Consider the following 11,990-nt stretch of genomic DNA (forward strand, 5'->3'; position numbering starts at 1 on the left):
TGATTGAAACCCATCAGCTGGAACTTGCCCCAACTGGCGGATTCCAGCGCCGCCTTGCGGTCTAGCGCGATGGCGCGGCGCAGGCGATCGTATTCGCGCACACCGCCCAGATATCCCCCACGCTCGATATGCGAGATGTTGGGATGAGCGGCACTGAACCGCCCCTTCGTCCGCCGGTGGAAGACATGCCGCTCGAACAGGATCTTGGGCCGACCGTCAGGCAGAAATCCGCCACCCGCACTTTCCACCGAAGCGACGGCGCGCAAGGCCGCCACCGAGCAGCCAAGATCCCGGGCCGCGCGCGCATAGTCCGCATCACGCAGCGGCACCGGGTTGCCCTTGAACTCATCCGCCATGTCCACTTCCCTCGTCGCGACGACCATTCCGGAGGTAACGCGGCGGTGTCCGTGTAGGAAAGTGGTTTAACGGCGGCCCCGCTCCGGGATCAAAGTCGCGCGCGAACGCCCACGAAGCCCGAACGCCCGGCGACGCCGTAGCCGCTGACGACCTCGTATTTCTCGTCCGTCAGGTTTTCGATCCGACCGAACAAATCCAGATGCTCGTTGATCGGCAAGCTGGCGCGCACGGTGCCGGTGGCATAGCCTTTTAACGCGGAGAAATTGCCCGCGCTGCTGTAGCTGCCGCTGACCATGCGCAGATCACCGCCCAGCACCAGACCGGCAAGCGGGCTGGTCCAGTCCGCCGACATCGTCAGCGCGTGACGGGGACGGCGTGCAAGGTCGGTGCCCTCGTTGAAATCACCGGCGGTGCGATTGGTGGCCTTGACGTATGTGTAAGCCGCCTGGGCACGCATCCGCTCGCTGACTTGCGCGCCCAGTTCCAATTCGAACCCGGTGGCGCGGGCCCGGCCGATGTTCTGGTAATAGCCAAAACGCCCGTCGTTGCAGAGCACGTTCCCATCCGGGCAGAACGCGAAGTCGATCAGGTTGCGGCTGTCACGCCGGAAACCCGTGAGCGCGAAATGCAGGGGGCCGTTGCGATCGCCATACTCGATCCCGGCGTCGTAGTTGCGGCTGCGCTCAGGATTGACCAACGGATTGCCGTATTCGGAGAACAGCTGATAGAGCGTCGGCACTTTGAAGCCTTCACCGTAGGAAGCCCGCACACGCCACTGATCGACGACGATAAAGCTGCCGTTCGCACCGAACGTCCACTGTCCGCCGAAGCGTGAATGATCGTCGTAGCGCACGCCGCCCGCCAGCGTCGCGCGATCGCCGTACCAGCCCAGCAGCGCGTGGCCGCTGGAAATGCCGGCTTTGTTACGACCCCCGGAGGTGTCGATGCGCGACCATTCGTGATCGGCACCGAAATCGAGGCGGATATCCTGCATGATGCGCCAGGCCCCGAACAACTCTGCGCGGCGCGTCTGGCCTTGGGTATTGGCGGTATCACCGAAGTAGCTCGGCCCGAAGTAGCGGCGGCGGGTGTCGGATATCTGGTAGCCGGCGTTCAGGTCCAGCGCCTCGGAGGTCCACGCCAGACCCGCGCGACCACCGATCTCGCGGGTCTTCTGATAATCGGGCGTATCGATCAGGCCGAAGGGCGGATTGAAGTCGAACCCATCGATGTCGAGCTTGCCGTGCGTGTAGCGGCCGACGATGTTGGCGGTCAGGCCGGGGGCGATATCCACATGCGCGCGCCCGCCCGCGCGCCATTGGCGGAACCCGTCACGCTCGGTGCCACTGGCCGCCTGGCTGATGCCGTCGGTGCGCAAGTATCCGCCGTTCAGGGTGACGCCATAGCCATTGCCGGTGACGCCACCGGTCACCTGCCCGTCAAAGGAATCGCGCGCACCATATTCGGCGCGGGCTTCCAGACCGTTTACGTCGCGCGAGGTCAGGGCGAGGACGCCGCCGATCGCGTCCGATCCCCAGATGACTGAGTTGGACCCGCGCAGCAATTCGATCTTGCCAAGTCCACCCGTCGTCAAGTTACCGAAATCGTAGCCGCCGCTCGGGGCTGCGACGTCAGCCACGCGGATACCATCGACCATGACGAGCAACTGCTGCGAGTTGGCGCCGCGCACGAACAGGCTGGTTTGCGAACCGATGCCGCCAGCACGCGCGATGGTGAGACCGGGAAGGCGCTCCAGCACCCGGGTGATGTCCGGCCCCTGGACCGCATCGATTTCTTCGCGACCGATGACGCTGATCGGCTGCCCGCTCAAGTCCACACGCGCGGCGCTGCCGGTGCCGACAACGGCGATCAGGGTGTCACGGACGCGATCGGCAACGGTGACCTCTCCGGCCTCCTGGGCCATGGCCGGGACGGAGAAAGCCAGCGCAGATGACAGCAAAAACAGGTACTTCATGGATAAACCTCCCACCTTGAACGACATGCCGTTCATGGCAAGAGGGCCCGCGCGCATCCCTCATGGGCGCGCAAGTCCACGCTGCAGCCGGTACTCCCGCCCGGTGCGGAACGACCGTCAAATCGGGCAGGTCTCCTGGCTCCCGGGTCACGGCCTGCCCTCGCCTTCCCGGAGGCGCGATGGCCGCCAGTGGCATCGGTGAGTGCAGGCTCTCCGGTCACAGTTGCGGGAGCAGCTTCGGGTTTACACCGAAATTCCCTCTTCGGTCCGGCAAGCCGGACGACCCCTGACGTGGCCGTGCTGCTAGTCGCGCGGGGAAGGGCCCGCAAGTGCAGGAAGGACACGGTGCCGCGCCAAACTTCGCGATTGGATGGGAGAACTCGTTAACGGGTTAAGCCTATCGCGAAGCGATGTACCGCATCGGGACGCCGCCCAGACCCTTGCTGCACGCGCATTCGCGCGGCGCTATGCGCATGGTCGAGATTCTCTTGATCGATATTTCATGACATTGTCGCTGTCCCAGATCTGCCTTGACGAGCAGCGCCCTCGCGATTTCGTGGCGCGGATCGGGTGGGCACGCGCCGGCCGCTGGTATGCCGCGGGCCAGAGGCGTGCCCGGCTGGCACTGGTGGTGCTGGGGGCGATCGCCCTGCCCGCCTTTGCCGCGCCCGGTGGATGGGCGGACGATTGGGACGCCTTTTCTATCGGCAATGCCGATGCCGCCGCCGCTCCGGTGGAGCCCATGCCCTTCGAGCGGGCGGGCGACAGCTTTCCCGGATCGGCCTTTTACTACCTGCAGTTCGAGAGCCGCGAGCCGGGATTTGGCGAAGGCATCCATTCCGATGCGGGTGCCGCTCCGTCGCTCGACGGAGGGCCTGCCCCAGTCGCCCGGTCCCTGCGGATCGATAACAGCGGCGTCGATCGCACCCGCGCCGAACAATGCATGACGGCGGCGATCTATTACGAGGCGGCCAGCGAGCCGGACGCCGGACAGCGGGCCGTGGCGCAAGTCGTGCTCAACCGCGTGGCGCATCCCGCCTACCCCAAGACCGTGTGCGGCGTGGTCTTCCAGGGATCAGAGCGATCGACCGGCTGCCAGTTCTCCTTCGCCTGTGACGGTGCAATGGCGCGGCGGCCCAACCGCCTGTTCTGGGAACGCGCCGCCATGGTCGCCCGGCAGGCTCTCGCCGGCTATGTCTATGCGCCAGCGGGCTTGGCGACGCATTATCATACGGTCGCGGTGCATCCCTACTGGGCCCCCAGCCTGCACTACTTGCTGACGATCGGGGCGCACCGCTTCTACAGTTTCAACGGACCGGCCGGGCAACCCGCCACCTTCCGCTATGCCTATCTGGGCGGCGAACCCCTGCCAGCGCCGCACCGTCATGACGACACGGCTGCTGCCGTGGCGGCGAGCGCGGCGCTCGATCCGTTGGCGATCCAGAAGGCTTACGAAGAAGGCCTGCAACGCGCGCGGGCCGCCGGGCTGGTCGCCAATCCCGGCGGCCTTGCCCCGACGGCCGCTGCGCCGCCCCCGCCAGCCTACACAGCCGAACTGAAAGAGCGCGGCGGCGAAACCCTCTATCGCGGCGACAATCTACCCGGGGGCAATGACGTGCGCGAGGAATACCGCAACAGCGGCGCCTGGATCGCCAGTCCGACCAGTTGACGTGCCAGTGTTCGATGAGCCGCAAGGTGTTTGCGGCCAAACGCAATCCTCAACGGCGCTGAAACCATAGGCCGTCACGAATAGCTTACGAGACCCAGCTAGATTGGCCTCATACCAAGAAACATAGGGCCGCGACTTCTCATGACTATCCGCTTCGCCGCCGCACGTGCCCGCGGCAAATCGCCCTTGCACACATGGCGCTGCCGTTCGGTGCCGCTGTGCGCCGCCAACGACAACACCCGCGCCACGCTGGACGACGGGATGCTCATCGCCTCGCTGCGCCACTTCGCCAGCCACGGATTGGCCTCCGCGGAGACGGCGGGCGCTTATGCAAGAACGGCCATCGCCGCTGGAGATGAAGCGGCCTTCGATCATTGGCTGGCAATCTGCGCGCAATTCGATCGCCGAATGGCTCTTCACCTTCGGCGCCGAAACGGCTGATCATCACCAGCGTACGATTATTGCTATTGATAACCGTTATCATCTTTCCCGTCTGATTGGTGCATCTTTTCGCCTTTAAGCGGTTGCAATCCCCTTTTCATCGGCCTAGGCCCGCCCGGAACTTCTCGGAGCCTGCCGTCTAGCGGGGCAAAGCAGGCTGTCCTTTCGTCCGCTGCCCCGCTCGTGTGAAGAGGACTGACAGGCTCTATGGCTCGCAAGAAGATCGCCCTTATCGGCGCTGGCAATATCGGCGGCACGTTGGCGCACCTCGCCGCGCAGAAGGAATTGGGCGACATCGTCCTGTTCGACATCGCGGACGGCGTTCCCCAGGGCAAGGCGCTCGACTTGTCGCAGTGTGGCCCGGTCGAAGGTTTCGACGCCCAGATCACCGGTTCGAGCGACTATGCCGCCATCGCCGGCGCCGATGTCGTGATCGTCACCGCGGGCGTTCCGCGCAAGCCCGGCATGAGCCGCGATGACTTGCTCGGTATCAACCTAAAGGTGATGAAGGCCGTGGGCGAAGGCATCAAGGCCAACTGCCCCGACGCTTTCGTGATCTGCATTACCAACCCGCTCGACGCGATGGTATGGGCGCTGCGCGAATTCTCGGGCCTGCCGCACAACAAGGTGGTCGGCATGGCGGGCGTGCTGGACTCGGCGCGCTTCTCCACGTTCCTCGCCTGGGAATTCGGCGTTTCCGTGCGTGACGTCACCAGCTTCGTGCTCGGCGGCCACGGTGACACCATGGTGCCGGTGGTTGAGTACTCGACCGTCAAGGGCATCCCCGTTCCCGACCTCATCAAGATGGGCAAGTCCTCGCAGGAGCGCATTGACGAGATCGTCAAGCGCACCGCGAACGGCGGCGGCGAAATCGTCGGCCTGCTCAAGACCGGTTCGGCGTTCTACGCCCCGGCCGCTTCGGGCATCGCGATGGCCGAAGCCTATCTCAAGGACCAGAAGCGCATCCTGCCCTGCGCCGCCTATGTCGAAGGCCAGTACGGCGTTGACGGTCTTTACGTCGGCGTGCCGGTGAAGATCGGTGCCGGCGGTGTCGAGGAGATCATCGAGATCGAACTGAACGAGAAGGCGAAGGCCGGCCTCCAGGTTTCGATCGACGCGGTCAAGGAACTGCTCGTGGCTTGCAAGGGCATCGACGAGAGCCTGGCGTAAGTCGCTCTCTCGTTTAACCTCTTTCCTCCCCAGGAGATAAATCGATGTCCATTCTCGTAGATAAGAACACCAAGGTCATCACCCAGGGCATGACCGGCAAGACCGGCAGCTTCCATACCGAAACCGCGCTGGCTTACGGCACCAAGATGGTCGGCGGCGTAACGCCGGGCCGTGGTGGTACCGAGCATCTCGGCCTGCCGCAGTTCAACTCGGTCCACGAAGCCAAGGCCGCGACCGGCGCCACTGCGTCGTGCGTCTATGTGCCGCCCGCCGGTGCCGCCGACGCCATCCTGGAGGCGATCGACGCGCAGATGGAACTGATCATCTGCATCACCGAGGGCATCCCGGTGCTCGACATGATCCCGGTGAAGCGCGCGCTGACCGGCTCGAAGTCGCGTCTGATCGGCCCGAATTGCCCCGGCGTGCTGACGCCCAACGAGTGCAAGATCGGCATCATGCCGGGCAACATCTTCTCCAAGGGTTCGGTCGGCGTCGTCTCGCGTTCGGGCACGCTGACGTACGAAGCCGTGTTCCAGACCACCAACGCCGGGCTCGGCCAGACCACGGCTGTCGGGATCGGTGGTGATCCGGTCAACGGCACCAACTTCATCGACGTGCTGGAGCTGTTCCTGGCCGACGACGAGACCAAGTCGATCATCATGATCGGCGAGATCGGCGGCTCGGCCGAAGAAGAAGCGGCGCAGTTCCTGAAGGACGAAGCCAAGCGTGGCCGCAAGAAGCCGATGGCCGGCTTCATCGCAGGCCGCACCGCACCTCCGGGCCGTCGCATGGGCCACGCCGGCGCGATCGTTTCGGGCGGCCAGGGCGGCGCGGAAGACAAGATCGCAGCGATGGAAGAGGCCGGCATCCGCGTCTCGCCGTCGCCGTCGGAACTGGGCGTGACGCTTCAGGCAGTGCTGAAGGAACTCGTCTGACTTAAATCTATCCCTCCCCGCCGAATGTATCGGCGAGGAGGGATACCGGCGGACAGCAGGCCTCCTCCCCGGGAACCCGTTGCACCGCGATCGATTGGTGAGATGCGCTGGGATCGCCTCCAGCGCGCAAAAGGTCATTTGCCATGGGCAACGAAACGTTCGACTTCTTTCCTGACGAGCCACAGGCTGGTCCCAGCTGGCAACGCGGCAACTGGCCGATCGTCGGTGGAGATTACGAAGACGACCTGACGCAGGCGCTCGATCCCACCACGCTGAAGACGCAGATCGAAAAGTCGGTCAAGAAGGCCGGCACGCCGGTCGACGAAGCGCGGATCGAGGAAGCGGCGAACGATTCGATCCGCGTGATGATGCTGATCCGCACCTATCGCGTGCGCGGGCATCTCGCCGCCGATCTGGACCCGCTTGGCCTGAACCAACGCGAATTGCCCGCCGATCTCACCCCGGAATTCTACGGCTTCACCGGCGCGGCCTTGGATCGCAAGGTCTATCTGGGCGGTTATCTGGGGCTGGAGTGGGGCACCGTCCGCGAAGTCGTCGATATCCTGCGCACGAACTACTGCGGCAAGGTCGGCCTGGAATACATGCACATCTCGGACGTGGAGGAGCGTCGCTTCCTTCAGGACCGGATGGAAGGCGTGGACAAGGAGATCGAATTCACGCCGGAAGGCAAGAAGGCGATCCTGCAAGCCGTGATCCGCGGCGAGCAGTATGAGAAGTTCCTGGGCAAGAAGTACGTCGGCACCAAGCGCTTCGGGCTCGACGGCGGTGAGTCCATGATCCCCGCGCTGGAAGCCGTTATCAAGTACGGCGGCCAGCTGGGCGTGAACGAGATCGTCTATGGCATGGCCCACCGCGGCCGCCTGAACGTCCTCGCCAACGTGATGGCCAAGCCCTACAAGGTGATCTTCCACGAATTCTCGGGCGGCTCGGCCAACCCCGAAGACGTGGGCGGCTCTGGGGACGTAAAGTACCACCTCGGCACATCGACCGACCGTGATTTCGATGGCGTGAAGGTTCACATGAGCCTGATGGCCAATCCCAGCCACCTGGAAACGGTCGATCCGATCGTGCTGGGTAAGGTTCGCGCCTACCAGGTGCTGCAGGACGACATCGGCGATGATATCGGCCCGGGCGCGCGCCACAAGAAGGTGCTGCCGGTCTTGATCCACGGCGACGCCGCATTTGCCGGGCAAGGCATCGTATGGGAATGCTTCGGCCTTTCCGGCGTGAAGGGATACAACACCGGCGGGTGCATCCACTTCATCATCAACAACCAGATCGGTTTCACCACCAGCCCGCAGTTCGCGCGCAAGTCGCCCTACCCCTCGGACGTCGCGAAAGGCGTCCAGGCGCCGATCCTGCACGTCAACGGCGACGATCCGGCGGCGGTGACGTTCGTGTGCAAGCTGGCGATCGATTATCGCCAGACCTTCGGTCGCGATATCGTGATCGACATGTGGTGCTACCGCCGCTTCGGCCACAACGAGGGCGACGAGCCCAGCTTCACGCAGCCGCTGATGTATTCCCAGATCCGCCAGCATCCGGGCGTCAGCGCAATCTATGCCGATCGCCTGAAGCGCGAAGGCGTGATCGACGATAGCTTCGTGGCCGAGACCGAGGGCGCATTCACCTCGCATCTCGAGGAGCAGTTCGAAGCGGCCAAGAGCTACAAGGCCAACCAGGCGGACTGGTTCGCGGGGCAATGGAGCGGCTTCAACAAGCCTGCAGACCCGGAAACCGCGCGCCGTAACGTTGATACCGGCATCGAGAACAAGCTGTTCGACAGCCTGGGCCGCACTCTGACCACGGTCCCCGAAGACCTGACGATCCACAAGACGCTGGGCCGCGTTTTAGATGCCAAGCGTGAGATGTTTAAGTCGGGCGAAGGCTTCGACTGGGCGACTGCTGAGGCACTGGCTTTTGGCAGCCTCGTTTCCGAAGGCTACAGCGTGCGCTTGTCGGGTCAGGATTCGGGACGCGGCACTTTCAGCCAGCGCCATGCCGTCTGGGTCGACCAGACCAGCGAGCGCAAGTTCGTGCCGCTCACCACGCTGCCGCACGGCCGGTTCGAAGTGCTGGATTCCACGCTCAGCGAATATGGCGTTCTCGGCTTCGAATACGGCTACGCCAGCGCCGATCCCAAGACGCTTGTGCTGTGGGAAGCGCAGTTCGGTGATTTCGCCAATGGTGCGCAGATCATCATCGACCAGTACGTCGCCGCCGCCGAAGCCAAGTGGCTGCGCGCCAATGGCCTCGTCATGCTGCTGCCGCACGGTTATGAGGGCCAAGGTCCGGAACACTCGTCCGCCCGGTTGGAGCGCTATCTGCAACTCTGCGCGCAGGACAACCTGCAGGTGTGCAATATCACCACGCCGGCCAACTACTTCCACGTGCTGCGCCGGCAGATGCACCGCTCGTTCCGCAAGCCGCTGATCATCATGACGCCCAAGTCGCTGCTGCGCCATCCCCTGGCCAAGTCGCCGGCAGCGGACTTCGTGGGTGAAGGCAGCCACTTCCGCCGCATCCTTTCGGATCCCAAGGCGCCTGCCGATGCCGCGACCAAGAAGGTCGTGCTCTGCTCCGGCAAGGTGGCCTATGACCTGATGGAAGCGCGCGACGCGGCCGAGATCGATGATGTGCAGATCATCCGCGTCGAGCAGATCTATCCGTTCCCTGGTGAGCCGCTGACCGCCCGCCTCTCACGCATGCCCGCATTGGAAGACGTGGTGTGGTGCCAGGAAGAGCCGCGCAACAACGGCAGCTGGTTCTTCGTGGAGGAACACATCGAGGCCGCCATGGAAGAGGCTGGCCTGAAGATCGGCCGCCCCCGTTATGCCGGGCGCGCCTCTTCAGCTTCCCCCGCGACCGGCCTTGCCAAACGCCACGCCTCCGAACAGGCGGCACTCGTCGCCGACGCTCTGGGCCTCTCGGTCCGGTCCGAAATCCGTCGCAAGCAGAAGGCTTGAGATAAAAGATGTCCAGCGAAGTCAAAGTCCCCACACTCGGCGAGTCCGTGTCCGAGGCCACCATCGGCCAATGGCTGAAGCAACCCGGCGATGCCGTCGCCGCGGACGAGGCGATCGCCAGCCTTGAAACGGATAAGGTGGCCATCGACGTCACCGCGCCGCAGGCCGGCGTGATGGGCCAGCATATCGTCAAGGAAGGCGACACGGTCACCGTCGGCGCGCTGATCGCGACGATCGAAGACGGCAGCGGCGCAGCAGCGGCTCCCAAGCCAGCGGCGGCGGCACCTGCCCCATCTCCCAGCCCGGCACCGACACCGACAGCGGCCTCCACCCCAGCGGCTCCGGCTGCGGCAGATGACACGAGCGGTGGTTCGTCCGTACTCTCCCCGGCGGTTCGCCGCGCGGTGCTGGAACATGGCATCGACCCCAGCAAGGTGAAGGGCACCGGCAAGGACGGCCGTATCACCAAGGACGACGTGCTGGCCGCCGCGCAGGCCAAGACCGCGCAGCCCGCGCCGTCGACCTCGGCTCCTGCCGCCGCTCCCGCCGCGACGGGCGGCGAACGCCGCGAAGAGCGCGTGCGCATGACACGCCTGCGCCAGACGGTCGCCAAGCGGCTGAAGAGCGCGCAGGAAACCGCCGCCCTGCTCACCACCTTCAACGATGTCGACATGACGGCGGTGATCGAGGCGCGTGACAAGTACAAGGACGTGTTCCAGAAGAAGCACGGCATCAAGCTGGGCTTCATGAGCTTCTTCTCGAAGGCATCGGTCCTGGCGCTGAAGTCGATCCCGAGCGTCAACGCGCAGATCGAAGGCGATGAGATCGTCTACTTCGATTACGTCGACATCTCGATCGCGGTTTCCGCTCCGAACGGCCTCGTCGTGCCGGTGGTGCGCAACGTCGACAAGCTCAGTTTCGCCGGGATCGAGCAGGCCATCGCCGACTACGGCAAGCGCGCCAAGGATGGCACGCTGACCATGGAAGACATGAAGGGCGGCACCTTCACCATCTCTAACGGTGGTGTGTTCGGTGGCCTGATGTCGACGCCGATCATCAATCCGCCGCAGTCGGCCGTGCTGGGCCTGCACCGGATCGAGGACCGTCCGGTCGTGCGTGATGGTCAGATCGTGATCCGCCCGATGATGTACATCGCGCTGAGCTATGATCACCGTCTGATCGATGGTCGCGAGGCCGTGACCGCGCTCAAGACCATCAAGGAAGCGATCGAGGATCCGACGCGCCTGCTGATCGACCTTTGATTTTGGTGCACGTGAATCGATAAACCCTCGTCATTCCCGTGAAATCGGGAATCCATCCTCGGCCCTGGCGTGTTATCCAACCATCAGGTGATGGATCCTCGCTAAACCGGGGATGACGAAAGAAGAGTTGGAGCCGCAGATGGCTGAATACGACTACGACGTCCTTGTGATCGGTGCCGGTCCCGGCGGTTATGTCGCGGCGATCCGCGCGGCGCAGCTGGGCCTCAAGACCGCTTGCGCCGATAGCCGCGAGACGCTGGGCGGCACCTGCCTCAACGTCGGGTGCATTCCGTCGAAGGCGATGCTCCATGCGTCCGAATACTTCGACGCCGCCGCGAACGGTGCGATGGCGGCGATGGGCATCAAGGTGACGCCGGAGCTGGACCTTGAAACCATGCACGCCCAGCGCCGTGACGCGGTGAAGGGGCTGACCGGCGGTATCGAATTCCTGTTCAAGAAGAACAAGATCGACTGGATCAAGGGCTACGCCAGCTTTGAGGACGCGCACACCGTCTCGGTAGCCGACAAGAAGGTGACGGCGAAGAACATCGTCATCGCCACGGGTTCGTCCGTCACCCCCCTACCCGGCATCACGGTCGACAACGACAAGGGCGTGATCGTCGACAGCACCGGCGCGTTGGAGTTGAAGGCGGTTCCCAAGAACATGATCGTCATCGGCGGCGGCGTGATCGGGCTGGAACTAGGCTCGGTATGGCGGCGGCTCGGCGCGCAGGTCACCGTGGTTGAATTCCTCGATCAGCTGCTGCCCGGCATGGACGGCGATGTGCGCAAGGAAGCCGGCAAGATCTTTAAGAAGCAGGGCATGACGCTCAAGCTTTCCACCAAGGTCACCGGCGTCAGCGTCGATGGCGGCAAGGCCACCGTCACCGTCGAACCCTCAGCGGGTGGAGATGCTGAAACGCTGGGAGCCGACGTCGTGCTGGTATCCATCGGTCGTCGGCCCAACACCGAAGGCTTGGGCCTGGACAAGATCGGCCTATCGGTCAACCAGAGAGGCCAGATCGAAACCGATCACGATTTCGCCACCAAAGTCGATGGCGTCTGGGCGATCGGCGACGTGATCCCCGGCCCGATGCTGGCTCACAAGGCCGAAGACGAAGGCATCGCCGTGGCGGAAAACATCGCGGGGATGACGGGAATCGTGAATCACGACCTGATCCCCGGCGTTGTCTA

Annotated in this window: 9 protein-coding genes and 1 riboswitch; of the genes, 7 read left to right on the forward strand and 2 right to left on the reverse strand. The window is 64.2% G+C overall.

Annotated elements, in window-relative coordinates; genetic code table 11:
• Both ACHWRX_RS03205 and ACHWRX_RS03210 read right to left on the reverse strand, forming a co-directional pair.
• Nucleotides 1–356: N-acetylmuramidase domain-containing protein (locus ACHWRX_RS03205; protein ID WP_394658061.1), on the reverse strand; the 356-nt coding region annotated here is incomplete at its 3' end.
• An 89-nt stretch (nt 357–445) separates the two neighbouring features.
• Nucleotides 446–2,332, reverse strand: coding sequence for a TonB-dependent receptor plug domain-containing protein (locus tag ACHWRX_RS03210; RefSeq protein WP_394658062.1), 1,887 nt, complete (start codon nt 2,330–2,332; stop codon nt 446–448).
• 107 nt (nt 2,333–2,439) lie between these two features.
• A riboswitch (cobalamin riboswitch) is annotated at nt 2,440–2,635 on the reverse strand.
• A 199-nt stretch (nt 2,636–2,834) separates the two neighbouring features.
• Here ACHWRX_RS03210 and ACHWRX_RS03215 point away from each other — a divergent pair.
• From ACHWRX_RS03215 to ACHWRX_RS03245, 7 genes are all read left to right on the forward strand, one after another.
• On the forward strand, nt 2,835–4,001 hold the full coding sequence (locus ACHWRX_RS03215; RefSeq protein ID WP_394658063.1) for a cell wall hydrolase: 1,167 nt from the start codon (nt 2,835–2,837) through the stop codon (nt 3,999–4,001).
• A gap of 141 nt (nt 4,002–4,142) precedes the next feature.
• The gene (locus ACHWRX_RS03220) at nt 4,143–4,442 is read left to right on the forward strand and encodes a hypothetical protein (protein WP_058735481.1); all 300 of its coding nucleotides are present in this window, start codon (nt 4,143–4,145) and stop codon (nt 4,440–4,442) included.
• Between the two features lie 207 nt (nt 4,443–4,649).
• Nucleotides 4,650–5,612: a malate dehydrogenase gene (mdh, locus tag ACHWRX_RS03225; protein WP_058735482.1), complete on the forward strand. Its 963-nt coding sequence runs from the start codon at nt 4,650–4,652 to the stop codon at nt 5,610–5,612.
• A gap of 44 nt (nt 5,613–5,656) precedes the next feature.
• On the forward strand, nt 5,657–6,547 hold the full coding sequence (sucD, locus tag ACHWRX_RS03230) for a succinate--CoA ligase subunit alpha (RefSeq protein ID WP_058735483.1): 891 nt from the start codon (nt 5,657–5,659) through the stop codon (nt 6,545–6,547).
• Nucleotides 6,548–6,690: 143 nt separating this feature from the next.
• A complete protein-coding gene (locus ACHWRX_RS03235; RefSeq protein ID WP_394658064.1) occupies nt 6,691–9,534 on the forward strand; it encodes a 2-oxoglutarate dehydrogenase E1 component in 2,844 nt (947 codons plus the stop codon).
• A gap of 8 nt (nt 9,535–9,542) precedes the next feature.
• Complete coding sequence (gene odhB / locus ACHWRX_RS03240; RefSeq protein WP_394658065.1) at nt 9,543–10,796, forward strand: 2-oxoglutarate dehydrogenase complex dihydrolipoyllysine-residue succinyltransferase; 1,254 nt, start codon at nt 9,543–9,545, stop codon at nt 10,794–10,796.
• A gap of 139 nt (nt 10,797–10,935) precedes the next feature.
• The coding region (locus tag ACHWRX_RS03245) for a dihydrolipoyl dehydrogenase family protein (protein ID WP_394658066.1) at nt 10,936–11,990 on the forward strand (1,055 nt) is incomplete at its 3' end.

Source organism: uncultured Novosphingobium sp. (genome assembly GCF_964277725.1).
GTDB classification, from domain to species: domain Bacteria; phylum Pseudomonadota; class Alphaproteobacteria; order Sphingomonadales; family Sphingomonadaceae; genus Novosphingobium; species Novosphingobium fluoreni.

Bases quoted from the DNA above. Each gene is read 5' to 3' on its own strand.
- ACHWRX_RS03220 (WP_058735481.1), top strand. From the start codon at position 4,143: ATGACTATCCGCTTCGCCGCCGCACGTGCCCGCGGCAAATCGCCCTTG.
- ACHWRX_RS03215 (WP_394658063.1), top strand. From the start codon at position 2,835: ATGACATTGTCGCTGTCCCAGATCTGCCTTGACGAGCAGCGCCCTCGC.
- ACHWRX_RS03235 (WP_394658064.1), top strand. From the start codon at position 6,691: ATGGGCAACGAAACGTTCGACTTCTTTCCTGACGAGCCACAGGCTGGT.
- sucD (WP_058735483.1), top strand. From the start codon at position 5,657: ATGTCCATTCTCGTAGATAAGAACACCAAGGTCATCACCCAGGGCATG.
- ACHWRX_RS03210 (WP_394658062.1), bottom strand. From the start codon at position 2,332: ATGAAGTACCTGTTTTTGCTGTCATCTGCGCTGGCTTTCTCCGTCCCG.
- mdh (WP_058735482.1), top strand. From the start codon at position 4,650: ATGGCTCGCAAGAAGATCGCCCTTATCGGCGCTGGCAATATCGGCGGC.
- odhB (WP_394658065.1), top strand. From the start codon at position 9,543: ATGTCCAGCGAAGTCAAAGTCCCCACACTCGGCGAGTCCGTGTCCGAG.